Raw genomic sequence first — 26,107 nt, 5'->3', positions numbered from 1 at the left:
AGATCGAGGATTGCGTCGCATCGGCGGCTCGGTCGCATCGTTCCGCCGACGCCTCAACAACCTCGTCTCGGAAGTCCGCAAGAAGGACATCCGGTGATCGACGTCATCAACGGCATCTCGTCGCCGGATATTTCGGCGAAGTCGCTGGTGTCGTTCTATACGATGGGTTCGGAAGCCGGCGCCTATCTCGCCAAGAAGCATCCGGCTGGCAGCGACGAGGTCGAGGTGGGCTGGTTCCCCGGACCGGCGGGCGCCGGCTGGGTGAGCGCGGCTAACGAAGGCTTCCTCGCCGCCGTCAAGGGTTCCGCGGTCAAGGTGCTGGAGCCGAAGTTCGGCGACACCGGCAAGGAAGTGCAGCTCAAGCTGGTCGAGGACGCGCTGCAGGCCAATCCGAACATCCGCTACATCGCCGGCACCGCAGTGACGGCGGAGGCGGCGCAGGGCATCATTCGCGAGCGCGGCCTGCAAGGCCAGGTCGATCTGCTCTCGTTCTACATGACGCCCGGCGTCTACGAGGGTATCAAGCGCGGTTTCATCCTCGCTTCGCCGGCCGACTCGATGGTCATCCAGGGCCGCATTGCCGTGGATCAGGCCGTGCGCATCCTGGAAGGCAAGGATTACGTCAAGCATGTCGGCCCGAAGATCTTTGTCGTGGATCCGTCCAACATCAACGACGTTTCGCCGACGAACATCCTGCCGCCGGATGGCTACAAGCCGGTCTTCAACGTGAACTGAACGCGACGTTCCGTTTCGGTCCCGCCAGGCAAGGCGGGACCGGACCGGTCTTTTGTTTGAGCATCGGATTTTCCCAAAAACCGGTTGCTCTGGATCCCAGGCAAAAATGGACGACACAAACCCACCGCTCGTGGAAATGACCCGGATCTCGAAGGAGTTTCCCGGCGTCAAGGCGCTCGACGGCGTCGATTTCACGCTTGAGCGCGGCGAGGTTCATGTGCTGTTCGGCGAGAACGGCGCCGGAAAGTCGACGCTGATCTCGATCCTCTCCGGCCTTTACAGGCCGACATCGGGGTCTTTGCGGATCGATGGCGAAGAGGCCGATCTGCGCTCCGTGCACGACGCTGCCAAACATGGCATCGGCACGGTGTTCCAGGAATTCTCGCTGATCCCGACATTGCGCGTTTTCGAGAACGTCTATCTCGGCCGCGAGCTCAAGCGCGGTCCCTTGACCGACCGGCGCGCCATGGTCGAGGGCGCGCGCAAGCTGTTTCGGGATCTGGGCTTCGAGATCGACATCCGCCGCCGCGTTTCCACCCTGTCGCGCGCCGAGCAGCAGATGGTGGAGATCGCCAAGGTGTTCCTGGCCAAGGCGCAGGTCCTGATCCTCGACGAGCCGACCGCCTCGCTCACCGAGAAGGAGACGCGCAAGCTCTTCGCGTTCATCGCCAAGGCGAAGGCCGACGGCGTCGGCATCATCTACATCTCGCATCGCATCCAGGAATTCCGCGAGATCGCCGACAATATCAGCGTGCTTCGCGACGGCCGGCTGATCGGCACGGTGTCGGCGCGCGACACGTCGGAGAAGGCGCTGGTCGAGCTGATGACCGGCCGGGCGATCGACCAGATCTATCCTGAGATCGGCCGCCAGAGCGATGGCCGGACACTGATGACACTGCGCCAGATGCATGGCGCCGGCTTCCACGGCGTCGATATCGATGTGCGCGCCGGCGAGGTTCTTGGCATTGCCGGCCTGGTCGGAAGCGGCAAGTCGCGGATCTGGCGCAGCGTGCTTGGACTGCAGCCGATCCGGGCCGGGACGGTCACGCTGAACGGGCGCGACGTGACCCATGCGGCGACAAGGCATATGCTGCGAGGCGGCGTCTACTACCTGCCGCCGGACCGCAAGAGCGAGGGCCTGCAACTGGCGGCGACAGCGCGCGAAAACATCAAGCTCAGCCTGCTTGGCCGTGTCGATACGGCGGGCCGCTTCGGCTTCGTTGCGCCGCGCCGCATCAAGGCTTTGGCCGACAAGATCGGCGAACGCGTCGGCATTGCCTCGGGCCATATGGGCCGGATTGTCTCGAAGCTTTCAGGCGGCAACCAGCAGAAGGTGCTGTTCGGCAAGGGATTTGGCGAGGAGCGGGACATCTACATCTTCGACGAGCCGACAGTCGGCGTCGACATGGGCACGCGCGCCGCGCTCTACCGGCTGATCAAGGAGATCGCCGAGGCCGGCAAGGCGGTGGTGGTGATCTCTTCCGACCTGCCGGAGGTGATGAACCTTGCGCACCGCCTGCTGGTTTTCTCGAAGGGCAGGGTGTCGGCCGAACTCACCGGCGCCGAGATCGCGGAGGAGAATGTGCTGAAACATTTCTTTGCGGAGACGGGGATCCAATCATGACCATTCAGAGCAGCCAAGCCGGGGATGCAGAGGCGCCACGCGGCCCCGCCATCCTGCTGGCAGCCATCAAGTCGGTGTTCCTGCGCGTCGGGGTGCTGCCGTTTTTCCTCGTCGTTTCGCTGATCGTCTTTTCACTGATCTCGAACCAGTTCCTGTCGATCCAGAACCTCACCAATGTCGCCAGGCAGTCGGTCTATCTGGTCCTCGTCTCGCTGGGGCAGATGCTGGTTCTCATCACCGGAGGCTTCGACCTGTCGGTCGGCACGGCAATCGCCATGACCTCGGTCGTGTCGGCGCTGGCGATGGTCGCGCTGGCGCCGCTGATGCCTGATATGATCTGGCTGGTGATCCTGCTTGGCGCCGGCGCCGGCCTGGGCGCCGCGCTGCTGATCGGATGCCTGAACGGGCTCGGCATCGCCCAGTTCGATGTCTCGCCGTTCATCATGACACTTGGCGTGCAGTCGGTCGGCGCGGGGATCGCGCTGTTCCTGACCGGCGGCGTTCCCGTGGCCGGGCTGCCCTATGATTTCGGCAATTTCTTCGGCTTCGGGCGGGTGCTCGGCGTCCCCGTGCCGGTGATGATCGCCTTGCTGGCAATCGTTGCCATCTGGCTGGTGATGAACCGGACGAAACTCGGCTCTCACATCTACGCGGTTGGCGGCAATGTAAGGGCAGCCAACCTTTCAGGCGTCAACACCAAGCGGGTGCTGTTCCTGGCCTATGTGCTGTGCGCGCTGCTGGCCTCTCTCGCGGGCCTTCTGCTCACGGCGCGCGTCGAGTCCGGTGAAAGCAATCTCGGCGGCACGATCGCGCTGGAATCGATCGCCGCCTGCGTCATCGGCGGCGTTTCCCTGCGAGGCGGGCTCGGGCGTGTGGAGAATGTCGTTCTCGGCGCCTTCTTCATCGTGCTGCTGAAGAACGGCATGAACATCGCCCAGATCGGCTCGTATATGCAGATGGTGCTGCTTGGCTCGCTGCTGGTGCTCGCCGTCATCCTCGACCAGTTCCGCTACCGCATGCTGGTTGGCGAGAGCTGACCAGTCAAACCCGACAATCGAAAGGAAAGACCCATGTTTTCCTCAACCTATCCCGTGCTTGCGGATCAGGCTTTTTCCGGCCGGACGGCGCTCAGGAATGGTGTTCTGGCCATTGCCGGATCGCTGGCGCTGTGGCTGTCGGCCAAGCTGCAGGTGCCGTTCTATCCGGTGCCGATGACCATGCAGACCTTCGTTGTCCTAGTGATCGGAACGGCTTTCGGATGGCGCCTCGGCGCTGCGACGATCGCGCTCTATCTCGCCGAAGGCGCGCTCGGGCTTCCGGTTTTCGCCGGAACGCCCGAAAAAGGCATCGGCCTCGCCTATATGGCCGGCCCGACCGGCGGCTACCTCCTCGGCTATCTGCCCGCCGCAGCGCTTTGCGGTTTCCTCGCCAAGCGTGGCTGGGACCGCAGGATCGTCACCATGGCGCTTTCCATGCTTTTGGGGACCGTCGTCATCTATGCCTTCGGGCTTTCCTGGCTGGGCGCCGTCTTAGGATGGGACAAGCCGATCCTTGCCTGGGGCCTCACACCGTTCATCCTCGGCGACCTGCTCAAGCTGGCACTTGCCGCCGCAGTGCTGCCGCTGGCGTGGAAGTTCGCCGGCCATCTCGATCGCTGAAATCGGCCTGCTGCAGGAAGGACCTCTCGCGTGTCCAGCCAAGATGGAGAGCGGCTCTATGTGGCGACGTCGCTGGCCGACGCGCTTGCCGCCCTTGCCGAGCGGGGAGGGGCAGCAAGCGTGCTTGCCGGAGCGACCTGGATCATGCGGGCTCCGCTCAGGCACGAGCCGCAGGATCTGTCCTATGTGGCGATTTCAGGGATCGACGAGTTGCGCCGCGTCGAAGTTCTCGATCACGAGATCAGCATCGGAGCCTGTGTCACCCATGCGGAACTGGCGAACGCGCTTGCATCCTCGCCCGAATGCAGCGCGCTGGCGCAGGCTGCCGGCAGTTCCGCAAATCCGGCAGTCCGCCATGTCGCCACGATTGGCGGAAACCTCTGCGCTTCGGCCTTCGCGGCGGCGGATCTCGTGCCCGCCCTGATTTGCCTCGACGCCGAACTCGAAATCGCAAGACCAGGCGGGTCCGAACGGATGACGGTCGAGCGTTTTCTGGAGATCAGGGCAGGCATCGTACCCGGCTGTCTGGTCCGCCGCGTGATTGTCCCCCGCACGACGCGACGCTCGGCGCATATAAGGCTGCCTCTGCGCAAGGCGGGAGATTATCCCGTGGCGTCAGTCAGTCTGGCCGCCACGCCGGGGCCGACCGGCCTCGTAGAAAGCGCCAGAGTGGCAGTCGGCTCGGTCGAGCCGGCCGCGCGCCGCTGGACGCAGCTCGAAGCAGGTCTTGTCGGCCGTGCCCTCGACCCGCGCTATGCCGCCGAGCAGGCCGAGCGCCTGTGCGGCGATTTTTCGGGCCGCGACGGCATCGAGGCGCCTGGCTGGTATCGCGTGAAAGTTCTGCCGAGCCTGGTGCGCCGCGCTGTCGTCGCCCTGCAAGAGCAGTCCTGAAGTCGAGAAGGGATCAAGCCGATGTCCTTGCGTCTCAACGTCAATGGTGAAGACCGGTTTTCGCTCGCCGAGCCGCTGACGCCGCTTGTCGATGTGCTGAGGGATGAATTCCATCTGACTGGGGCGAAGATTGTCTGCCGCGAAGGCTTCTGCGGCGCCTGTACCGTGTTGCTGGACGGGCGCCCGGTGATGTCCTGCCTTGTGCCCGTGGGGCTGGCGGCGGATTGCGAGGTGCGCACGGTCGAGTCGCTGGCGACGGACGGCGTTCTTTCGCCATTGCAGCAGGCGATGGAACAGCACGACGCGGTGCAATGCGGAATGTGCTTTCCCGGTATGCTGATGAGCCTGACCAGCTTTCTTGAGCGCGAGCCGAATCCAAGCCGCGACGACATAAAGGCCGCCCTTGCCGGGAATATCTGCCGCTGCACCGGATATGAGCGTATCGTCGACGCGGCCTTGTCCGTCGTCCGGGCCGAATGAGTTCAGAGGCAAAAAGCATGTCGGACACCTCAACCGCGACCATGGACTTTCCGAGGCGCGATGCCCGCGACAAGCTGCAGGGTCGCACGCGCTATACCGTCGATCAGGGACGCCCCGGCATGCTTCACGCCGTGCAACTGCGCGCCGAGGTGGCGTCGGCGCGGATCCTGCGCATCGACACGTCAGTGGCGCGCAAGATGCCCGGCGTCCGCGCCATCGTGACGGCCGAGGATTCGCCCGCGCGCCACGGCATAGGCATCGCCGACCATTCCTTGTTCGCGACCGGCTGCATCCGCTACGATGGCGAGCCGATCGCGGCCGTCGCCGCCGAGACCCTGGTGCAGGCCAAGGCCGCCGCCGCGGCGATCATCGTCGAACTGGAACCATTGCCGGCGGTGATCACCATGGCGGACGCGCTGGCGCCGGATGCGCCGCTGGTCCATCCCGATTGGCGGGACTACGAGGTCCTGCTCGAAGGCGGCGCGCATGCCGGCAACGTGGCTTGGGAAGCAACGGTCGTGCGCGGCGACACCGATGCGGCGTTCGCACGCGACGATATCGAGATCGTCGACTCTTGCTTCCGGATCGGCCGGCAGAACCATTTGTCCTTCGAGCCGCGCGCCGTCGTCGCCTCCTACGAAGACGGGCGGTTCCATATCGAGACGTCGACGCAGGTGCCCTGGACCGTCCGGAACGTCACCGCGCGCCTTGTCGGCGTGCCAGCGTCGCATGTTCGGGTTACCGTGCCGGCGGTTGGCGGTGGATTCGGGCTCAAGTTCGACTGCTCGCTCGAGCCCTTCGCAGCGCTTCTGGCGCGCGCCGCAGGAAGGCCGGTCAAGCTCGTCAATTCACGCGAGGAGGAGATGCTGACCTGCCTCTCGCGCGAAAACGCCGAGATCCGCATCCGCTCGGCCGTGACCAGGCAAGGCGAGATCGTCGGGCGCGAGGCCGTGGTGCTGATGGATTGCGGCGCCTATGGCGGCGAACAGATTTTTCTCACGACCATGACCGCCCACACGCTGGGCGGCAACTACCGGCTCGGCTCGGTGAAAATCTCGACCCGCGCCATCTACACCAACACCGCGCCGAACGGTGCGTTCCGGGCCTGTAACGGCGTTTACAACACCTTCGCGCTGGAGCGGCATACGGATGAGATCTGCGCCGCCATCGGCATGGAACCCCTGGAGTTTCGCCGGCGCAATGTGCTGGGCGACAAGGACCTTGGCGCGACCGGGCAGGTGTTCGAAGGCGATGTTCTCAGGCCAATGCTCGATCGCATGGCCGAATTGCGCGAGGCCAAGCCGTCGAAAAAACATCTGGCGGGGGAGAGGCTGTATGGGCGCGCCACGACGGTCGGCACTTGGTTCATCTTTGTCGGTCCGTCGGCGGCAACGGTCAACCTCAACCCGGACGGCAGCGCGACGCTGGTGACCTCCGGCGTCGAGATCGGCTCAGGCTCGATGATGCAGTCGCTGCCGCAGATCGTCGCCAGCACGCTTGGCCTGCGGCCGCAAGACGTCGTCGTGCGCACCGCCGACACGGATGCCGGCGGTTTCGATCTCGGCGTCGGCGGCGGCAGGACGACCGTTTCGCTGGGCGCCGCCAGCCTTGCCGCCGCCGTCGAGGTCCGCAAGAAGCTGCTGCATGTCGCCTCGGACATGCTGGAGGCTTCCTCCGAGGATCTCGTTCTCGAAAACGGGCGCGTCGAGATCCTTGGCATCAAGGGATCCGGAACGACGATCGAGAAGGTTGCCGAGCGCGCGCAACGGGTGACAGGTCCGATCTCGGGAAGCGGCGCCTTCACCGGGCCTGGCGTGGCGGCGATGCCGGGCTGCGCGGCCGGCCACTTCATCGACGCCATCGATATTCCGGTCTTTGCGGTGCATGACTGCGAAGTGGCCGTCGACCCCGAAACCGGACATGTCGAGGTGTTGAGCTATACGGTCGTCCAGGATGTCGGGCGGGCGCTCAATCCCCGCGCCATCTACGGACAGATACAGGGCGGCGTCGTGCAGGGCCTGGGTTATGCCTTGCATGAGGAGATCTCCATCGGCGGCAATGGCCGCATCTGCCAGGCCGGCCTGGAGACCTACCGGGTGCCGCTTGCACAGGATGTCGTACCGGTCGAGATCAGCCTGTACGAAGGGGCGCCGTCGATCGGGCCGCTGGGCACGAAGGGGGCCGGCGAGGTTCCGATCCTCAACGTCGCCGCGACAATCGCCTGCGCCGTTTCCAACGCCACCGGCCGCCGCGTCCAGGAGATACCGTTGACGCCGCCGCGTGTCCTGGAATTGCTGCTCGGCAACAACCAGCCTCTGGATTTCCCTCACATCGCCGACACATGGCGCGACAATGTGATTGCGCCGGGGGATTGAACAGCCAGTCCGATTACCTGGAGCCGGCCCCTGTCCTGACTGGACGGCGCTGGCGGGCATATGCCACGCAGGCGTCTACCGTGCTGACGCAGAGCCCATCGCGGTGGTTCGGCAGATTGTTGTCGCCCGCATAGGCGACCTCGGCAACACGGCCATCGACCATTCGAATTTGCGTGTTGCAGTAGCCGCCAGGATTGACGTTCAGGGATCCTCCGACCGTCGGGATCGCACCCACGGCCAAGGTTGGAATCACGACGTTGAGATTGCCGCGTTGAACGGTGCGCTGATAGGTCCAGATCTGGGCTGATCCGCCCGCATCGGCGGTGGCTGTCGGAAAGCCGGCGCACATTCGAACGTCCGCCTCGCTGAGACCGACCATCTCCTTGCGGGCCGCCGCCGTCGTTGTGTCCTCCTTCGAGATGTCGGACGTGTCGTCGGGGGCGACGCAGGAGGACAGGATGGAACTGCCGGCCAAGAGAACAAGAAGGACAAGCTTTCGCATGCGGGAAAATATCATACCGGCTGTTGTGATTTGTGCTGGCCCCGAGAACCTTAGTTAGGCAAGCAGACAACCGAGTCAACCTGCACAACTTCACGATGTCGTTGTCGTGCCGCTGAGCGCACCGGCCGTATTGACGGAATTTGCTGTCGGCGTTGGCATGTCGTCCGCGTGCAGTTCAGGCTGCCCCGATGCCCACGGACTTAAAGCGTTGCCGGTACCTTTGCGGCGTCACGCCGACACCAGCGGCTTTGGCAGAAATGTCGCTATGCTTCATCCGTCCTCTTCTTGCGTTGACGCCGTTGCTAGAAGCCTACTCCGGGCCGCCATTCGCCCGTACTCGCGCATGACGTGTACAAATCGCGCAGCGCTACGGCGTGTCCCTCACCACCTCCAAGGGGGGCTTGCTCTTTTTTGAGGCCTCGTAAGCCTGATGTGCGGCGGCCTCGGTCCCTCCGCCACCCTCGACGTGAACGGTCGGATAGGCGATTTTGATGCCGTTTTCCGCGAAAGCCGTCTTGATCATCATGAGGGCGCGTCGGCTGATCGGGAATTGGGTGCCAGGCTTCGTCGTCAACTTCATCCGCAGGATGACCGCGAAATCGCCAAAACTATCGATGCCCTGCATCTTGAGCGGTTCGATCGTGTCGCCTGCAAACTCCGGATCGGCGGCCAGCTCCTGGCCGATCTTCTTGATGAGCTTGCGCGCCAAGTCGACGTCGGAGTCGTAGGTCACGCCAATCGTCATCTTGTCGATCACCCAATCCCGGCTCATGTTCTGGATCGCCCCGAGCTCACCGAACGGGACGGTGTAGACGGGGCCGCGATGATGGCGCAGCCGAACCGACCGCAGGCTGAATGATTCGACCGTGCCCTTATAGCTGCCGCTCTGGATGTATTCGCCGACCCGAAAAGCGTCGTCCATCATGTAGAACACGCCGCTCAGCACGTCCTTGACCAGGGTCTGCGAGCCGAAACCGATGGCGATGCCGAAGATGCCGGCGCCCGCAATGAGGGGAAGTATCTGCACGCCGAGCCCAGCGAGGATCGTCAGCGCGGTGACGGCGGCTATGAACACGGCAAGGGCGTTGCGGAAGATCGGCAACAGCGTGCGCAGCCGGCCGCTGCGGGCCAGTTCATCGGCGCTGCTCCCATCCGCCGGCGCGAGGTTCATGCGATATTCGATCGACGCCTTCGACAGTTGCCAGAGCAGGTCGGCGATCAGCAGAATGATGATGCCGTTGAGCAGTCCGGTTATCAGGAAGCCGGAGGTTTCGCTGCCGGCGAGGCTCGCAGCCCTAATCCGCCAGATATAAGCGAGCCATGCGACAGCCGCGGCAATGACCACTGCCCTGGCGCCCCTGACAATGAGCACGTCAAGTACGACGCCCATGGCGCCGCTGCGCTTCGTCCTGCCGGCAAAGGCGTGTGCCGCGTCGCCGACGCCGCGCACGGCTGTCGGCAGCACCAGGGTGAAAATCCCGAGCCAGAGGACGCCGAGCAGGCCGGCCACCCAGGCCACCCAGAGCACGATCAGGACCAAGGTGAGAAACGATTGCTTGACCAGAGAGCCTCGCCCGTCGAGCCGTCGCCAGACGACGTCGATCGCGGTTGCCAGAATGCCAAGCCCGAACAGGAAGGCGGCGAGCTCCGCGACCTCTCGGGAGAAGCCCAGTCCAGGCAAGAGGCTGGCGATCGCCCAGCCGAAAAACAGAAAGCCGGCCACGAGGCTGACCCGCCAACGCCAGAAATGGGTCAATGCCTCACTTTCGAAAAGCGGAGCCGGCTCCGATGCTTCACTCGTCGCGCCGCCGAACGCAAACAGCAATCGGGCTGCCGAGCCAACGGCACGGAACGCGATGAACGCAAGAAGCAAGGTCAGAATGATCCTGCGCAGCAAGGGTGGCCATTCGAATGCCAGGAACGAAACGGTGCTGGCTATGGCAAAGGACAGCAAGGTGACGGCTTCGAAGAGGATTGCCCGACCAACGTCTTCCTGGGTAACCACGCTCCTCGTCCCGGCGAGCCCTCGTTGGACCAGCCACTCGGCTCCGAAGCCGACCGCGATCAAGACCGCCAGGATGCCTATAACCAGCCCTGGCCTGCCGGAGTTTACGTCACGCGAGACAACGTCGGCGGCGCGCGCCAATTCTTCCGGCAGGCGCGGGATCGCGGCGCCGAGCGCGCCGATGCGGGCACGAATACCTGCCTCCAGGCTCAAGATGTTCTCAGAAATAGACAGGCCGGGCTCGTCCGTGGCCGCTGGAATCTTTCCCTCGAGCCATGCCTTTAGTTCCGGATCGGACAAAAGCTCGAGGAACTGCTTCGCCTTTTCGGGCGGGACGTCGGGAGACGACTGTTGAGCGAGCGAAGCTCCCTGCAAGAGCGCTAGCAAGAGCACGGCGACAACTGGCAAGAACCCGATGCGGACGAGCATGTTCTTCATGAGTCCCCCGCGTTTTTAACGCCGCAGCCGTTTCCGCACATAGCAGCCACTCGCCCTTTATAGGCAACTGTGCTGGCGATGCTACGTCTCCGGGAAGACATCGGCAAGGATGTTTTCGTCAAACAGTAACGTGCATAAAGACAGCCGCCTTGCTAAAACTTGAACGCCCGCTGCAATCCTCCCCATCGTCAGGGGATGGCATGATCACGGTCATCGACCGGCCTGGAATGGGTGTGGACCTCATCCCCGAAGGCGCCGAGCGCTATCTTGCACAGGATGATGCGGGCTTTTTCGGCTGATCTTGATTATGCAGTATTTGGGCCTTGTCTATTTCGATGAAATACCGGAGCAATTGATAATCGATGGGGACTGATTCGGAGCTCATTCATGCGCGGCGTGCAAGCAGCATTCGCTGCAATGATACTGTTCGCCTCAGTCACTCCCGGACTCGCCGATAATAGTTCCCCCTTCATCTATTTTGCAACCGAAGATCCTTTCGCTGGCGGCCAACCGACGAAGAACGATATCTATGTTTTTGGCGGCGTCTTCACGACCGGGTCCTTCGGAGACACGATCAACGTCTTCGCGGCCGACTATACGGACAGTTACATGGTCGGAGCCGCATACGGCCGCGACTTCACCGATATTGGCGCCGGGTTCGTTCTTGGCGGCGTGACCGGAGCCGCCATAAGGTTTGGCGATGACGACGATACGTCCGGAGAATTTTGGGCCGGCGTGCGGCTTCGCCATCAGGGTCTTGTCATCGGCGATCTGGCGATTGCGCCCGCGCTGACGGCTGGATTCAGTGCCGTTACAGGCCCTACCGAGATCGAGCGCGCTCGCGAAATCCGTTACGACGGCGATGCATCATTCCTCGGTTTCGTCGGTGCGGAGCTTTCGTTCAGAGTCAGGCAAGCTCCCAATGTCGAGCTAGTCTACCAACTCCACCATAGATCCGGCGCCGACGGTACATTTGGAAACATGAATGAGGGTTCCAATGCGAATACGCTTGGAATCCGTTATCGCTTCTGAAGGCGCGCCGCCGTCGGATTGCCCTATCCGGCCCTGACGATGCGAAACCCTTCAAGCTCCGCAACGATCGGCAGGCCCTTCCATCGCTCTATGTCGTGCAGGATGATCAGTTGCCCGAGATCGCCGCCGATCTCGGTGTTGATGCGATCGATGGTCTTCAGCTGCTCCCAGACGCTGCCGACGGCATTGTTCAGCGGCGCGTAGACGCCGTCATGCTTGTGTCCGGTGATCTGCCGGCTCGAATAAACACAATCGCCGGAGATGACCAGTCTGCCTCGTGCGGACTGGACGATGACGAACTGCTGTCCGATCGTATGGCCGCTTCCCAGCCGCACATGGATGCCCGGCAGCACATCGTCCTTGTCGCCGTCGATCAGCGAGACGCGGTGTTCGACCGATGCATCGAGGGCGGCGCGCAGCGTGTCCGGATCGATGATGGCGGTGAGATAACCGAAGCGGGGCGGCAATGCGATCGCCTCATACCAGGAGAGCAACTCGCTTTTCTGGATGTGGAGATTGGCGTTCGGGAACTCGGCGATCGAGCCCATGTGATCGAAATGCGCATGGGTTACAAAAATGTCCGTGATGGCGTCGGGTCCGATGCCAAGCTCGGCCAGCATCCGAACCGGCGAAACCCAGTTGGGAATGTCGAATTTCAGCGAGAAGGCGTCGCTCGATTCCTGGATAAACCCGGTGTCGACCAGCACGTTGCGGTCGCCACGCTTCAAAAGGACGAAGGAAAAGGGCAGATCGACCTTGCCATCGTCATACATGCCGGCGACGAGATCCACCCAGGGCTGCTGCTTAGATCGGGCGAATTCGATGACATAGACTTCCCAGGGCTTGTTGTTGCTTGTCATCGCTTCCTCCTTCAGCGCTCCGCCAGCGAGCGGCCGAGACTGGCCATGCCCACGGCGATGATCAGAATGGCGCCCTGCAGCACATATTGCGAGAAGGTCGGCGCGCCGAAAATGTTGAGGCCGTTGAAGCCGAAGGCGATGATGAGGGCGCCGACCAGCGTGCCCAGCACGTGGAATTCGCCGTCGCGCAGCGTCGCCGAGCCAAGGAACACCGCCGCGAAGGCGGTGAGCAGATAGGAGTCGGCGGCACTTGCCGTGCCGCTGCCGAGGCGCGAGGCAAGCAGTATTCCGGTCAGTGCGGCGCACATTCCCGAAATGACGAAGCCGAGGATCTTGATGCGGTCGACATTCACGCCGGCAAGGCGCGCGGCCACGGCATTGCCGCCCACGGCCTGGATCTCCTGGCCGAGCGGTGTCCGCTCGACCAGAAGCCAAAGCCCGCCGAGAACGAGGATCATGACGATGATGTTGTTGGGGATGCCGAACAGCCAGCGGCCAAGGGAAAGCTGTAGGAACGCCTCCGGCACGCCCGCCACGATGGGAACGCCGGCGGAATAGGCGAAGGCAAGACCAGTCAGGATCGTTCCGACGCCGAGCGTCGCAATGACGGAATTGACCTTGACCTTGGTGACGATGAAGCCGTTGACGAGACCGATCACCGCGCCCAGTGCGATGACGATGACCACCGCGAGCGGAATTGGCAGCTTGTCATGGACGACAAGGCCGGTGATCAGAATGCCGTGCAGGCTGGCGGCGAAGCCTATCGACAGGTCGAGTTCGCCAACGACCACGGCAAGCGTCAGCCCGCCGGCAATGATCATGGCCAGCGAGGCCTGGTTCAGCACATTGGTGAAATTGCCCACGGTGGGAAAGGCGTGCGGCGACAGGATCGAAAATGTGACGATCATCGCCAGAAGTCCGATGATTGTCCCGTAACGGGCAAAGATGCCGAGCACCGCCTTGGTTCCGGGCGACAGACGCCGGGCGCTAATCGCAACATCGCTCATGCGGGATGATCCTCCATCAGGGCTTCCGGTTCGATATAGCTTGCTTCGACGATCGCCTTTCGCGACACCGCCGGGCCGGTCAGCTCGCGAACGATGCGGCCTTCCGCCATGACCAGAACGCGGTCGCACAAATCAGGGAGTTCATCCGGTTCCGACGAGATCACCAGAACCGCCATTCCGGACTCTGCCTGCTGGCGGATCAGCCGGTGGATCTCTGCGCGCGCGCCGATATCGACGCCTCGCGTCGGCTCGTCGAGGATCAGCACTTTCGGCGTGCGCTGGAGCCAGCGGCCGATCGCAACCTTCTGCTGATTGCCGCCGCTGAGGCGGCCAACCGGCGTGCTTGCACTTCGCGCCTTTATCGACAGGGAGCGGATCGTCTCGCCGGCCATCGACGTGCGGGCGCGGCGGTTCATCAGCGGCAGGTATCGGCCAAAAGCAATCTTGTCGAGATTGGCGATGCCTAGATTGAAGGCGATGCTCTTGGAGAGAAAGAGCGCTTCCGCCCGGCGCTCCTCCGGGACCAGTCCAAGCCCGGCCTGGACCGCCGCCGCGGGGGAGGCGGGTGCATAGGGCCGGCCCCCCAGCATCATCTCGCCGCTGTCGGGCCGATCCGCCCCGAAGAGCAGCCGGGCGAGTTCGGTTCGCCCGGCGCCGACAAGGCCGCCGATGCCCAAGACTTCGCCGGCGTGAAGCTGAAGGCTGACGCCGCGGACGTTCGGCGCCCGCGCCAGCTTCTTCGCTTGCATCACGACATCGCCGCGCTGCCGTGTCGTGGCTGTCCTTTGGGGATCGCGAATTGCGCCGCCGACGATCGCCTCGACCAGCGCAGGGCGGTTGAGCGCGTCTCCGGCAAGCTCGGCCACGGAGCGGCCGTCGCGAAAGACCGATACGCGCGTGCACAGGCTCAGGATCTCGTCCAGCCGGTGCGAGATGTAGAGCACCGCCACCCCCGACGCGGAAAGATCGCGCACGATCGCGAACAGCCGTTCCGCCTCGCTGGCGGCAAGCGATGCCGTCGGCTCATCCATGACAATCAGCCGCGCCTTGCGCACCAAAGCGCGGCAAATGTTGATCAGCCATATCTCGGCCGTCGAAAGGCCCTTCACGCCGCCGTTGAGCGGGGCCGATATGCCGACGCGCCTGGCGATCGGCGCAACGTCGCGCGCGATCGCACGCCAGTCGGTCAGCCCGAAGCGGGTTTTCTTCGGGACGCCCAGCATGATGTTCTGCAGCACGGTCATGCCCGGCACAAAGGCAAGCTCCTGATGAATGAAGCTCATGCCGAGCTCGGTCGCCCGCTGCGGCGTGCCAATCTCCTGGCTGTGGCCGTCGAGCTCGAGACGGCCGGCATCGGGGTGGTTCAGCCCGGCCAGGATACGGATGAAGGTCGACTTGCCTGCGCCGTTGGCGCCGACAAGACCATGGATTTCGCCGGGCGCAATGTCGAGCGACACGCCCTTCAGCGCCTGCGTGCCGCCGAAGGCCTTTGCGATATCGCGCGCGACCAGGAATGGAGTTGTCATTTCAGCGCCGCCTGGCTGCGGCGCACCCCTTGAGAACGCCGCCTCCAAACCAAATCCTACTTTATGGCTTCCGGATGGTCCTCGAGAAAGGCATCAGCAGTCTCCTTGGTCACCAGCACCGCCGGAACCTCGGCTGCCTTGGCTTGCCAGGCGGCGCCCGCGTCCTTGATGTCCTTCAGCATTTTGACCATGTTGTAGCCTTCGGTGAAGCTGTCCTGCCAGGCCGTCGCGGTCATGAAGCCGTTCTTGATGTTCTCCAGCGCCTGGGCATTGCCATTGATGCCGTAAACGAGAACGTCGTCGCGTCCCTGGGCGCGCAGCGAACCGATGGCGCCAATGGCCGGGTCGTCCCAGCATCCCCAGATCGCCAGGTTCTCCTTGCCGGCCGGATGCGAAGCCAGCCATGCATTCGCGTATTGGGCGCCGTCCTCGAAATAGCCGGGGATGCGCACTTCGTTCTTGATGACGGTGATCTCGGGATGTTTGGCGACGATCTCGTCCATCACGACTTCGCGGTTGCGGCAGACTTCGCCGGTCCGGTAGGTGAGGGCCAGGATCGAACCCTTGCCGCCCATTTTCTCGACCATGAGATCGACGACCGGTATCGCCATCGGGCCGCCCGAGCCGTTGGTGGCGGCAACGGTCGAGCCAAGCCCGCCGCCCCAGGTCACCACAGGTATTCCAGCGTCGCCCGCGGCGGCCAGACCGGCGCCGATCGACGAATAGGGAAATACCATGTCGATGATCGCATGCGCCTTGAGCTGCGCGAAATTTTGGATCGCCGCGTTCGCCTGGTCGGCACTGCCGGCGGCATCCACAACGTTGGTCTTCCAGCCAAGCTCATCGGCTGCCTTCGTGGCGCCCTGGATGTAGCGGACATTGTTGGCTTCGGTGGCGCTGATGGACACGATGCCAAGCAGCGGCTTGTCCTGCGCGGCAGCGCCAGCCGTCACGAGCGAGAGCACTCCGGCGGCGATGATGCAAGCTAGATTTCTCATGGGTTCTCCTCCTTCACCTGATCTGCCGCCAGAGCCTCTTGGCAGCAAACCGTTTCGCTAACGTCACGCAAAATGCGATCCAATGCAAGCATGAATCCGCTGGACACGGCCATAAATCTGAACCAGACTTCAGCGAAACGATTAGCTATCAGGGCAAAATGGCCACCATCAAAGACGTTGCCAGAAAGGCGGGCGTATCGACTGCGACGGTCTCGGCCGTCATGAACGATACTGCCTTCGTCAGCCCCGAACTGAGGGCTCGTGTCGTTACCGCCATTCGCGAGCTGCGCTACGAACCGTCGCTGGCTGCCCGCAATCTGCGCCGCAGCCGCAGCCAGTTGATCGCCCTTGCGGTGGCCGATCTCTCGAACCCGTTCTACGCGCGCATCGTCTGGTCGGCGGAGGCGGCTGTCGCGGCGTGGGGCTATTCGCTCGTGCTGTTCAACAGCGATGAAAAGCCCGATACGGAACGGCGCATCCTGTCGCGAATTCGCACTCTTGGCTGCGACGGAATGGTCCTGGTACCGGTGGGCGCGGCAAATCAATATCAGCCACACGAGTTCGATGGCATCGCGACCGTTCTTCTGGGGCGATCGATCGAAGGCAACAGCGCCGATACGGTGACTATCGACAATCGGGAAGCCGGCAGACAGGCCGCCGACTACCTGCTCGACCTTGGACATCGCCGCATAGGCTCGATCACCGGTCCGATGCAGCTGTCGACCAGCAAGGGCAGGCTTGATGGCATGATCGATGCGATGGCCGCGCGAGGACTTGCACCGCAACCTGGTCATATCAGGTCCGGCGAATTTCGCGAGGAAGCCGCCTATTCGGTCGCTCGCGACATGATGAGTTCGCCCGACCGCCCGACGGCGATCTATGTCGCGAACGGCGTCATGGCGATCGGCGTGATGCGCGCCGTTGCCGATCTTGGCCTGCGCTGTCCGCAGGACATCTCGATCGCCTCGACGGACACGGTCGCGGGCGCCGGCGGCTTGAAGCCGCGACTGACGAGAACGGAGCACCCCATCGCCGACATGACCAACGAAGCGCTGCGCCTGCTCGTCGATCGCATCGAGGAAAGGGTATCGGAGCCCGTGCGCAGCATCGTTTTCCAGCCGGCTCTGATCGTCGGGGAAAGTTGCATGCCGCTGCGCGAGAATGCCGGTTGACGGTTTCCCGCCGCGGACGGCGGGATGTCGGTCGTTGGCGCTCCGCGCGATGGCCTTAAAATTAAACGCTTTCGAGATAGGTCTCGAGTTCGAAGTCGCTGACATTGAGCGCGAACGTATTCAGCTCCTGCCGTTTGCAGGCGATGAAAGAGTCGCGCAGGATGGCCGGAAATATCGCCGCCACATGCGCCCCGCTCTCGAAGCTGGCGATCGCGGAGGCCCAGTCCGGCGGCAGCTTGGCCGGCTGAAGTCCTTGCCCGTCTCTGCCCGCTGGATCGCCAGGCGACAATTGCCCTTCGATGCCGATGAGTGCGGCGCCCAGGATGGCCGCAAGCACGAGGTACGGATTGGCGTCGGCGCCGGCGACGCGATGCTCGATCCGGCGCGCGCCCGTCGGTCCGCCGGGGATGCGGATCGCGACCATGCGGTTCTCATAACCCCAGGCAACCGCGGTCGGCGCATAGGACCTGGGACGCAGCCTGCGGTAGGAATTGAAGTGCGGCGCGAACACCAGCGTGCTTTCGGCCATGGCTGCGAGCAGACCGCCGACGGCATGGCGCATGACGTCCGAACCCTGGTCGCTGCCGTCGTCGAAGACATTGCGGCCTTCGGCGTCGGTCAGGCTGAAATGGACGTGAAAGCCGTTGCCGGCGCGGTCGCCATAAGGCTTCGCCATGAAGCAGGCGGCAAAGCCGTGCTTGCGGGCGATGCCCTTGACGGTGCGCTTGAACAGAACGGCGTCGTCGGCGGCGCGCAAGGCGTCCGCGACATGGTTCAGATTGATCTCGAACTGGCCGACGCCGTTCTCGGCGATCGCGGTGTCGACGGGAATGCCTTGCATGCGGCAGGCGCCGTAAACATCGTGGATAAAGGCTTCGAAGTCGTCGATCTCGTCGATCGACAGGGCTGCGTCGGAATCGAGACGACGCCCTGTTACCGGCGAGACCGGCCCGATCGGCCGCTGCGATTGCGGGTCGACCAGATAGAACTCCAGTTCCGTAGCCGTGACCGGGGTCAGGCCCAGAGCCTTGTAGCGATCGAGGATACGGGCCAGCGCCCGCCGCGGGTCGCCCAGGAACGGCGCGCCGGTTTCATCGGCCAGCCAGAGCGGGACAAGCGCTGTCGGGTGCGCCGTCCAGCTCACCGGTAGGATGCCGCGTCCCGTCCACTGGCAAAGGCCGTCGGCGTCGCCGGTGCCGAAAACCAGCGTGTTGCCCTCGATATCCTCGCCCCAGATGTCGAGCCCGACCAGCGAATAGGGCATGCGCAGCTTGCCCTCCAGCGCCTTGCGTGCCTGCTCGACCGGGATGCGCTTGCCGCGCATGATGCCGTTGAGGTCGCACACCGCGGCCCGCAGGCTTTGGATGTCGTCCCTGCTTTCAAGCCACTTCAATACGTCCGCGATTGCATCGCCCAATTTCAACCCCTGGTTTTTTCCGAGGTGCCGTAGCCCTGGCCGGTTACGATATCTCTATAGCTTGTGGATTTCTGAAAACCGCTCTGGCTGTTACCAGAGGATTTCCTTTATTTTTTCAATTCACTAGCTGGGATATCGGGCGGCATTTCAAGACCAATTGCGCGATTTGCGATCGCAATATAGCGGTAGGGCCAGGTAAAGCCAAGCCGCATCTGAGCCGCCGTCAGTGCCGCGTCTCCGGGAATTGACGTGTTGCAAGAGATGCGTCGCGCCGTCGTTATGTCGCGCACGATGGCGGCGCGGGCGCGCACCCCGTCCTGAGCTTCGATCGCGGCGACGCTCCTCTGGTAATCGATGCGGAATGCGGCGAGGCCAGGTTCCTGAGAAACGGGCCGACCTGCATCCACACCGTCTCGATCAGGAAGATCATCTGCTCGTTGCCGCAGTGGCGATAGATCGAGAACTTGAAGTTGTAGTTCTTCCGCAGATAGTCGTCGATGTCGCCCTTGCGGGCAGCCTCGGTCAGCTCGGTGCAATGGCGGCGGATCGCCCGCAGATTGTTGCCATTGATCAGCGCCGCGGCAAGCTCGGTCGCGGAGCCTTCGAGGATTGTTCGCACGGCGGTCAATTGCGAGAATCTTTCGGCCGAGATGATCGGCACCTCCACGCTGCCGTTCGGCATCGGGCTCAGCGCACGCAGCGCCTGCAGCCGCATGAAGGCGCTGCGCACCGGCATGTCGCTGGTGCCCAGTTCCTTGGCGAGCTTGCGCGAGGTCAGCTTCTGGCCGGGCGCGAACTGTCCCGACATCAATGCCCTGACGAGTTCCAGATAGACTTTCTCATGCAGGGGCACAGTGTCGACGGCGGTCAACCCGAAATGCGTTTTATCGGCCATTGGCGGTGCGCTACTTCATTCGTTCTGAAATCTACGCAGCTGGCTACATCTGCCGCTGGAAATGTTGGCTGGCCGAACGCGGCGCGAGGCCGAAGTCAGCGATTTTTCAAGCACATGATAGACGCTCCAAGCGCAGCGCCGCAAGCCGCGTCATCGCTCCTGTTTCGGTGGCGCGCCATTCCGATCCGTCAAATGCCGGGGTTGGACGCTTTAGGGCCGATCTTCAGTGGCGCGTCGTTTTCATCCGGATTGGGGACAGGAGCTTCGTCGGGGAGTCTGTCCGGGTCCGGCTCACGCACCGGCTTCGGTTCAGGAAACGGCGGTGGCGAGGGCGCTGGAGTGGGCGTTGGTTCGGGAGTGGGAAGAATGGCCATGGTGTGATTTCCTTCCGCTCGCTGCACTGTGTCTCGGCGGGTCATCGACGTCGGGCGGGATTTTGACGCCACCCCTTTTCGACCGGTTTCGCTCTACGGGCTGATGCACGCAGAACGATCACGCGTGCCTATGGTTCCGATGGGGCCTTCAGTGATCCCGCAAGGCATCAGGCATGGCAGGACGGCGCCATCAGAAAAGTGATCGAATAGTCCGCGCACAAAGGCCTTGTCGGCTTCGTGGGGCGCCATAATTTCCATTTCAGGTGGGGCGAACTCACCTGCTGAAAGGGTGGAGCGAACTCACCTGCTGAATAGGAGGCGGCCGTGAAACACCAAACACTTGACCAACTGCATGCCGTTGCCGACGTTCACGCTGAAGCAACAGACCTAGTAGCGACTCGAAGCCAGCGTCTCGAACGTTGGGCGAAACTGCTGGAGCAAAATCCCGATCGGCGTCTCGAAGCGCTGACGGGCACCGAATACAAGTCTCCTGAGATACGCGAAAAAATGCGTGACAACGACTCACCTCTCACTGTTGCCTTCGAGGATCCGATTTTTCGTGCGCAAGGCTTGAGGGATGACACCTACGGCGAAGCCAGGCGCTTCTTCGAACTGACGGATTGGCAGTTGCACGAAATCGTTTGTCATTGCCATGTCGGCGCCACGATACGAGCGCGGTGGGCCGCCTCTCGCGTCCGTGCCGCAAAGTCCGAGAGGTTCGGTTTCTTCGCCTGGCTGCGTGGAACATTCATGCATTGACGTAGCGGGCATTGACGTAGCGGGCATCGACGCTACGGGCCGGCAGTTCGGAAGATGGAGGCGGCGGGCGACATCATTTCCACGCCTCGCATCAATGGGCGTTGATGACGGATATGCCGTTCGGCGGCGATCCGCCATCGGCGAAGCTCGATACCATTGGCATGGGCGGATTCAGTCGGCGGGCGCGGTGTAGCGGCGATGGACCGCTTCCGCGATGGCGGCGCGGCTTTTACGCGGATCGAGACTATCGTCGTCCTCGATAACAGCCGCTTCCTCCGCAAGTCCCTTGTCCTTGACCTGGTTGCGGAACCAGGCCGAATAGTCGCCCGCACGCAAGTGATGCTCCCAGGTGCGGTCGTCGATTCCCTCGGCGATTTGCAGGAACATCATGAGATTTTGCGCTTTCAGGTTGAGCGTGCCGTCAGCGCCGCGGAAATAGAAACTGTTTTCGCCAAGATCACCTTCGGCGTATTTGCGCTTATGACGCTTGAGTTCCTGCCGGGGACGCTCGACCGAGATCGGCCTTGCGGGTTCGGTTGTCGACCGGTTCCAATACAAGACCTTGTTCTCCGATGGCGGCACGACGCCCTCAGGCACGTCCTCGCCAATTGCGGCACAGAAGCTCTCGACGACCTTGTCGGATTCCGGGCCAAGAGCCAGCACCGTGTCGACGCCCGCCAACACATCCCGCGAAACCAGATCGGGATGAACTGTGATCAGAATCGTCGCCGAAAGGCTTTTTGGCAGCGCAAAAGATGTGCCATCGCGCGCGTGCGGCAGCAGGTGGTGCGCCTCGTCGATGATCAGCCAATGCGGGCGTCCGGTGCGGGCGCGAAGCGCGGCAAGCTCCGGCAGCAGCTTGGCGAAGGCGTTTGGCCGCTCCCCGGTCTTGATGCCCAGCATGTTGACGGCGACATTGTTGGACGGCTTGGACAAAAGGTCGAAGATTTCGCGCGAGCTCGGCGGGCTTTTGGCGTCGCCAACCACCAGCACGTCCTCCAGCTCCTCGTAGTCGCCCTCCGGGTCGAGCACGCAAAACTGGAAGCCTTGCTCGACGAAGCGCTCGGTCAGAGCGGTGGCGAGGGTGGATTTTCCGATCCCCGACGTGCCGGCCAGCAGGACACTGCCACCGCGCGGTGAAAGATGCATCACTGCGCCCGATCCATCGTCCGCGCCAATTTCGATGCGTTGCCGCGCCGTGTCCAGCAAGGCGGCGTCCTGCGAGATGAGGGCCTCGATCAACTCCCTGACGCCCGCGCCGCGGGCGCCATTCGTCACGTGATCCGCCGTCTCCCTGACCTTTGGCAGTGCATTGGCAACTGCAACGCCGACGCCGACGGCGCGCAGAAAGGCATGGTCGTTCTCCGCATCGCCGATGCCGACGACATTGTGGGCGGACAACTCCAGATCCTCCAGGGCAGCCGCCAGACCGGTCGCCTTGTTGACCCCGCTTGGCAGCACCATCACGGCACCCTTGTTGAAGATGATCTCCAGCTCCAGACCAAGGTCCCTGATCACTTCCAGCACGATGGTCTCGTTAGGCTCCCTGGTGGCGACGACGGAACGTCCCATCGACAGGGGCAAAACCTTGCGCATCATCAGCCTGTCGACGAATTCCGCCGGAGGGGCAGGCGCCAGGATCCGCATCTTCTTCGAAGCCGGCGTGTAGACGAGCGCGCCATTTTCGGCGACGACCTTGTCGAAAATGCCAAGCTCCGGGAAAACGGATTCGAGGTCGGCAAGCTCGCGACCGGTCACCATTATCAACTTGCGGCCGGTTTCCTTCAACCGCTCGAGCGCGGCACGGGTCGCATCGGAAACGATCCCGTTTTCCGCGAGTGTGCCATCGTAGTCAGTGGCTAGAGCAAGAGCATACATGGAACCATTATCGGCAGTCCAAAGCCGACCTGAGATGCTTGCTCGCCGAGCCGAGCGGAAAGCAACCTGCTCCGGTGACTTCCATTGGCCGAATCCCGTTAGCGTTCATCAGGGCTGATTGGTTCCAACGGCGCTGGCTGCCGATTGTTCCCGGCGGCGGAAGGCAAGAGCAGCGGAAGCGTGGCTTTTGGTTGAGCATCGGTTTTCCCAATCCGCTACCCACGTTCTAGCCGATGATCCTGAATCCGTTCGGCTCCTGGCCGGGATCGACGTCCTGGGATGTCACGCCGGAGACCGACGCTCCGTTCGGCCCTTTCCAGAACCGGTCCATCATCGTCGAAACCGCGCCTTCGGCGCCGACGATCAGTGCCGTTACGGATCCGTCATACTCGTTGCGAACCCATCCCGACAGGCCGAGCTTCTCGGCCTCGGTCCGTGTCCACACGCGAAAACAGACGCCTTGCACCCTTCCACTGAGCCTGACGCGTACCGCCTTGCGCTCGTTCTCCATGGTCACCTCCGTGCTGATGGTTTGCATACCTTCAACTCCCCGGCGGCGAAAAAGGCTCCGTCATCGCATTTTTAAAGGTTCAGGCTGCCTGGCAGTCCGATGAAGACGTCCGTTTGCATCTTGCCGGCAACGGAACCATGCGGCGGCGGCCTTGTTTAAGGACGGACAGCTGCAGGTTGCTGGGTCTCGGAGCCACGGTTTCATGACCAATCATTCTACACCGGAAGGCGCCATCCCGGCATCCGTTCCGACGATCGATGCAAAAGCGGAGCCGACGCTTCAGCATGCCGAGGCCGAGGTCTTCTACACAGAGGCGATCCGCGAACTCGCTGCGACGGACATTCCCTTTCTTGTCGCCGGCACCTACGCGGTGAGCGCCTATACGGGTGTCACGCGCCGGACGAAGGATCTCGACATCTTCTGCAAGGCCGGCGACTACGCCCGCATCCTCGCCCATTTCAAGCAGGCCGGTTATGCGGTCGAGATCTTGGATGACCGGTGGCTCGGCAAGGTCTTCAAGGGCACGCATTTCTTTGACGTCATATTCGCATCGGCGAACGGCACCATGCCTGTCAGCGACCTGTGGCTGGAGCACGCACGGCAAATCGATTTGCTGGGCAGCCGGGTGCGGATTGTCGGTCCGACGGAGCTTATCTGGTCCAAGTGCTTCATCCAGGACAGAGGCCGCCATGACGGCGCCGACGTCGCCCATACCATCCTCAAGGCGCAGGATCAGATCGACTGGCACCGGCTCCTATCCTACCTCGAAGTTCACTGGGAGGTGCTGTTGATGCAGCTTCTGCATTTCCGATGGATCTATCCGAGCGAGCGCGATCATGTGCCCGCCTGGCTGCTCGACGAATTACTCGACCGTCTCGCCAAGCAGAGGGAGTTGCCTACTCCCCGGATGAAGATCTGCCGCGGACGACTGCTTTCGCCGACCGACTATGAGATCGACGTGAAGGAATGGGGCTTTGCCGGCGTCGGCGGAACGGGGGAATTCCGCGATGGCTGAAAAAGCGGCAAGAGCTGGGAACGGTGGCGCCGTGAAGATCGCGGCCGTCGGCGACCTGCATGTGCACGAAGACGCCCAGGCCTCCTGCCGCGATCTCTTCGGCGAGGTCTCGCGCGAAGCAGACGTTCTCGTGCTCACCGGCGACCTCACCAATCTCGGCAAGCCCCGTGAGGCCGAAATCCTTGCGGAGGATTTGCGCGCCTGCGCAATCCCGGTCGTCGCCGTGCTCGGCAATCACGATTATGAATCCGGCGCGGTCGACGAGGTCAGCGCCATTCTTCGGCAGGCGGGCGTCCATCTCCTCGACGGCCAGGCGACGGAAATCAGGGAGGTCGGCTTTGTCGGCGTGAAAGGTTTCATTGGCGGCTTTGGATCACGCATGCTCGGCTCCTTCGGCGAGCCGGCGATCAAGGCCATGGTTGCTGAAAGCGTCAGCGAATCGATGCGGCTCGAAAACGCAATGCGGCAGGTCCGCACCAAACGCACGCTCGTCGTCCTGCACTACGCTCCGGTCGTCGAAACGGTCGCCGGCGAGCCATTGGAGATTTTTCCGTTCCTGGGCTCGTCGCGGCTGGCGGAGACGATCGATCGGTTCAAGGTCAGCGCCGTGGTGCACGGCCACGCGCATCGCGGCGTCTATGAAGGTCGCACGCCCGGCGGCGCCCCGGTTTATAACGTCGCCATGCACGTGTCGAAGCCGACCGGCCGTCCCTACGCGTTGCTTGAAATCTGAAAGACCTGCACGTCGTTAGCGGTCGATCTCGCCGAACACGATATCGAGCGACCCGATGATGGCGGCGACATCGGCGATCATATGCCCCCGCGACAGAAAATCCATCGCCTGCAGATGGGCGAAGGACGGTGCGCGAATCTTGCAACGATAGGGAATGTTGCTCCCGTCCGAAACCAGATAGACGCCGAACTCGCCCTTCGGCGCTTCCACGGCGGCGTAGACTTCTCCTTCGGGCACGCGATGCCCTTCGGTATAGAGCTTGAAATGGTGGATTGTCGCTTCCATCGAGCGTTTCATGGTCGCCCGCGGCGGCGGCGTGATCTTCTGGTTCGCAACAGCGACCGGCCCCCGGCCTTCCGGCGAGCGCAATTTCTCCAGGCATTGCTTCATGATGCGGACCGACTGGCGCATTTCCTCCATGCGGACGAGATAGCGGTCATAGCAGTCGCCATTTTTGCCGACGGGAATGTCGAAATCCATCTCGGGATAGCATTCATAGGGCTGTGCCTTGCGCAGGTCCCATGCCGCACCCGACCCGCGCACCATCGGGCCGGAGAAGCCCCAGGCCCAGGCGTCGTCCTGCCCGATCACACCGACATCGACATTGCGCTGCTTGAAGATGCGGTTGCCGGTGAGCAATTCGTCGAGATTGTCGCAGACCTTGAGGAACGGATCGCAGAAAGCCCAGATGTCATCCAGAAGCTTTGGAGTCAGGTCCTGGTGCACGCCGCCGACCCTGAAATAATTCGCATGCATGCGGGCGCCGGAGGCGCGCTCGTAGAAGACCATCAGCTTCTCGCGCTCGGCGAAACCCCAAAGCGGCGGGGTCAGCGCGCCGATATCCATGGCCTGTGTCGTGACGTTGAGGAGATGCGACAAGAGCCGGCCGATTTCGCAAAAGAGGACACGGATGAGCTGTCCGCGCCTGGGAATCGATATTTCGAGCAGCTTCTCGGCGGCGAGGCAGAACGCATGCTCCTGGTTCATCGGCGCGACATAGTCGAGCCGGTCGAAATAGGGCAGGGCCTGCAGATAGTTCTTGTACTCGATGAGTTTTTCCGTACCGCGGTGGAGCAGGCCGATATGAGGATCGGCGCGGTCGACGATCTCGCCGTCGAGTTCCAGCACCAGCCGCAGGACGCCGTGAGCAGACGGATGCTGCGGCCCGAAGTTGAGGGTGAAGTTGCGAACTGCGGCTTCGACCATGACGGTGCTCCGCTAT

At 62.9% G+C, this 26,107-nt stretch carries 24 protein-coding genes; 12 read left to right on the top strand and 12 right to left on the bottom strand.

Going from position 1 to position 26,107, the window contains the following annotated elements; all coding sequences use genetic code 11:
- Positions 1–93 precede the first annotated feature (93 nt).
- The 7 genes from torT to EJ066_RS29100 all read left to right on the top strand — a co-directional run bounded on the left by torT (position 94) and on the right by EJ066_RS29100 (position 7,763).
- Entirely contained in the window at positions 94–735 is a 642-nt protein-coding gene (gene torT / locus EJ066_RS32280; protein ID WP_245455018.1) for a TMAO reductase system periplasmic protein TorT, read from the top strand.
- Between the two features lie 106 nt (positions 736–841).
- Positions 842–2,359: a sugar ABC transporter ATP-binding protein gene (locus EJ066_RS29125; protein ID WP_126043343.1), complete on the top strand. Its 1,518-nt coding sequence runs from the start codon at positions 842–844 to the stop codon at positions 2,357–2,359.
- Entirely contained in the window at positions 2,356–3,396 is a 1,041-nt protein-coding gene (locus EJ066_RS29120) for an ABC transporter permease (protein WP_126043342.1), read from the top strand. The genes EJ066_RS29125 and EJ066_RS29120 overlap by 4 nt, the downstream gene beginning before the upstream one ends.
- Positions 3,397–3,429: 33 nt before the next feature.
- Positions 3,430–4,017: a biotin transporter BioY gene (locus EJ066_RS29115; RefSeq protein WP_126043341.1), complete on the top strand. Its 588-nt coding sequence runs from the start codon at positions 3,430–3,432 to the stop codon at positions 4,015–4,017.
- 30 nt (positions 4,018–4,047) lie between these two features.
- Positions 4,048–4,908, top strand: coding sequence for an FAD binding domain-containing protein (locus EJ066_RS29110; protein WP_126043340.1), 861 nt, complete (start codon positions 4,048–4,050; stop codon positions 4,906–4,908).
- A gap of 21 nt (positions 4,909–4,929) precedes the next feature.
- Positions 4,930–5,388 carry a (2Fe-2S)-binding protein gene (locus EJ066_RS29105; RefSeq protein WP_126043339.1) on the top strand — a complete coding sequence of 153 codons (459 nt, stop codon included), beginning with the start codon at positions 4,930–4,932 and terminating at the stop codon, positions 5,386–5,388.
- A 17-nt stretch (positions 5,389–5,405) separates the two neighbouring features.
- The gene (locus EJ066_RS29100; RefSeq protein ID WP_126043338.1) at positions 5,406–7,763 is read left to right on the top strand and encodes a xanthine dehydrogenase family protein molybdopterin-binding subunit; all 2,358 of its coding nucleotides are present in this window, start codon (positions 5,406–5,408) and stop codon (positions 7,761–7,763) included.
- A 13-nt stretch (positions 7,764–7,776) separates the two neighbouring features.
- Here the strand turns inward: EJ066_RS29100 and EJ066_RS29095 are convergent, their stop codons facing one another.
- Together EJ066_RS29095 and EJ066_RS29090 are read right to left on the bottom strand one after the other, a co-directional pair.
- Positions 7,777–8,265 carry a hypothetical protein gene (locus EJ066_RS29095; protein WP_245455017.1) on the bottom strand — a complete coding sequence of 163 codons (489 nt, stop codon included), beginning with the start codon at positions 8,263–8,265 and terminating at the stop codon, positions 7,777–7,779.
- 367 nt (positions 8,266–8,632) lie between these two features.
- Positions 8,633–10,708, bottom strand: coding sequence for a mechanosensitive ion channel family protein (locus EJ066_RS29090; RefSeq protein ID WP_189644393.1), 2,076 nt, complete (start codon positions 10,706–10,708; stop codon positions 8,633–8,635).
- Between the two features lie 387 nt (positions 10,709–11,095).
- On the opposite strand from EJ066_RS29090, the gene EJ066_RS29085 reads away from it, so the two are divergent.
- Positions 11,096–11,740: a hypothetical protein gene (locus EJ066_RS29085; protein WP_126043336.1), complete on the top strand. Its 645-nt coding sequence runs from the start codon at positions 11,096–11,098 to the stop codon at positions 11,738–11,740.
- A 23-nt stretch (positions 11,741–11,763) separates the two neighbouring features.
- Here the strand turns inward: EJ066_RS29085 and EJ066_RS29080 are convergent, their stop codons facing one another.
- From EJ066_RS29080 to EJ066_RS29065, 4 genes are read right to left on the bottom strand one after another with little or no spacing between them, the layout of a single operon-like run.
- The gene (locus EJ066_RS29080) at positions 11,764–12,600 is read right to left on the bottom strand and encodes an N-acyl homoserine lactonase family protein (protein WP_126043335.1); all 837 of its coding nucleotides are present in this window, start codon (positions 12,598–12,600) and stop codon (positions 11,764–11,766) included.
- Positions 12,601–12,611: 11 nt separating this feature from the next.
- Positions 12,612–13,607: an ABC transporter permease gene (locus EJ066_RS29075; protein ID WP_126043334.1), complete on the bottom strand. Its 996-nt coding sequence runs from the start codon at positions 13,605–13,607 to the stop codon at positions 12,612–12,614.
- A complete protein-coding gene (locus EJ066_RS29070; protein ID WP_245455016.1) occupies positions 13,604–15,133 on the bottom strand; it encodes a sugar ABC transporter ATP-binding protein in 1,530 nt (509 codons plus the stop codon). The genes EJ066_RS29075 and EJ066_RS29070 overlap by 4 nt, the downstream gene beginning before the upstream one ends.
- A 56-nt stretch (positions 15,134–15,189) precedes the next feature.
- Positions 15,190–16,131 (bottom strand): sugar ABC transporter substrate-binding protein, encoded by a 942-nt coding sequence (locus EJ066_RS29065; RefSeq protein WP_126043332.1) that lies wholly within the window; start codon positions 16,129–16,131, stop codon positions 15,190–15,192.
- 158 nt (positions 16,132–16,289) lie between these two features.
- On the opposite strand from EJ066_RS29065, the gene EJ066_RS29060 reads away from it, so the two are divergent.
- Complete coding sequence (locus EJ066_RS29060; protein WP_126043331.1) at positions 16,290–17,303, top strand: LacI family DNA-binding transcriptional regulator; 1,014 nt, start codon at positions 16,290–16,292, stop codon at positions 17,301–17,303.
- A 61-nt stretch (positions 17,304–17,364) separates the two neighbouring features.
- Here EJ066_RS29060 and EJ066_RS29055 read toward each other — a convergent pair whose 3' ends face one another.
- The 3 genes from EJ066_RS29055 to EJ066_RS29045 form a co-directional block, all read right to left on the bottom strand.
- Positions 17,365–18,720, bottom strand: a complete 1,356-nt coding sequence (locus EJ066_RS29055) for a glutamine synthetase family protein (RefSeq protein ID WP_126043330.1) — start codon at positions 18,718–18,720, stop codon at positions 17,365–17,367.
- Positions 18,721–18,997: 277 nt separating this feature from the next.
- Positions 18,998–19,615, bottom strand: a complete 618-nt coding sequence (locus tag EJ066_RS29050; RefSeq protein ID WP_245455015.1) for a GntR family transcriptional regulator — start codon at positions 19,613–19,615, stop codon at positions 18,998–19,000.
- A 188-nt stretch (positions 19,616–19,803) separates the two neighbouring features.
- The gene (locus tag EJ066_RS29045) at positions 19,804–19,989 is read right to left on the bottom strand and encodes a hypothetical protein (RefSeq protein WP_126043329.1); all 186 of its coding nucleotides are present in this window, start codon (positions 19,987–19,989) and stop codon (positions 19,804–19,806) included.
- A gap of 324 nt (positions 19,990–20,313) precedes the next feature.
- On the opposite strand from EJ066_RS29045, the gene EJ066_RS29040 reads away from it, so the two are divergent.
- The gene (locus EJ066_RS29040) at positions 20,314–20,748 is read left to right on the top strand and encodes a hypothetical protein (RefSeq protein WP_126043328.1); all 435 of its coding nucleotides are present in this window, start codon (positions 20,314–20,316) and stop codon (positions 20,746–20,748) included.
- Between the two features lie 171 nt (positions 20,749–20,919).
- Here the strand turns inward: EJ066_RS29040 and EJ066_RS29035 are convergent, their stop codons facing one another.
- Entirely contained in the window at positions 20,920–22,626 is a 1,707-nt protein-coding gene (locus tag EJ066_RS29035) for an HAD family hydrolase (protein WP_126043327.1), read from the bottom strand.
- Positions 22,627–22,852: 226 nt separating this feature from the next.
- A complete protein-coding gene (locus EJ066_RS29030; protein ID WP_126044096.1) occupies positions 22,853–23,137 on the bottom strand; it encodes an acylphosphatase in 285 nt (94 codons plus the stop codon).
- 202 nt (positions 23,138–23,339) lie between these two features.
- Here EJ066_RS29030 and EJ066_RS29025 point away from each other — a divergent pair, with 202 nt between their 5' ends.
- Positions 23,340–24,152: a hypothetical protein gene (locus EJ066_RS29025; RefSeq protein ID WP_126043326.1), complete on the top strand. Its 813-nt coding sequence runs from the start codon at positions 23,340–23,342 to the stop codon at positions 24,150–24,152.
- Positions 24,145–24,885 (top strand): metallophosphoesterase, encoded by a 741-nt coding sequence (locus EJ066_RS29020; RefSeq protein WP_126043325.1) that lies wholly within the window; start codon positions 24,145–24,147, stop codon positions 24,883–24,885. The genes EJ066_RS29025 and EJ066_RS29020 overlap by 8 nt, the downstream gene beginning before the upstream one ends.
- 15 nt (positions 24,886–24,900) lie before the next feature.
- Here EJ066_RS29020 and EJ066_RS29015 read toward each other — a convergent pair whose 3' ends face one another.
- Positions 24,901–26,091 (bottom strand): NADH-quinone oxidoreductase subunit D, encoded by a 1,191-nt coding sequence (locus tag EJ066_RS29015; protein ID WP_126043324.1) that lies wholly within the window; start codon positions 26,089–26,091, stop codon positions 24,901–24,903.
- Between the last annotated feature and the right edge of the window lie 16 nt (positions 26,092–26,107).

The sequence above is a fragment of the Mesorhizobium sp. M9A.F.Ca.ET.002.03.1.2 genome (assembly GCF_003952365.1).
Classification (GTDB): domain Bacteria; phylum Pseudomonadota; class Alphaproteobacteria; order Rhizobiales; family Rhizobiaceae; genus Mesorhizobium.
The sequence above is the reverse complement of the archived record's forward strand: the minus strand, read 5'-3'. Positions and strand labels throughout refer to the sequence as shown.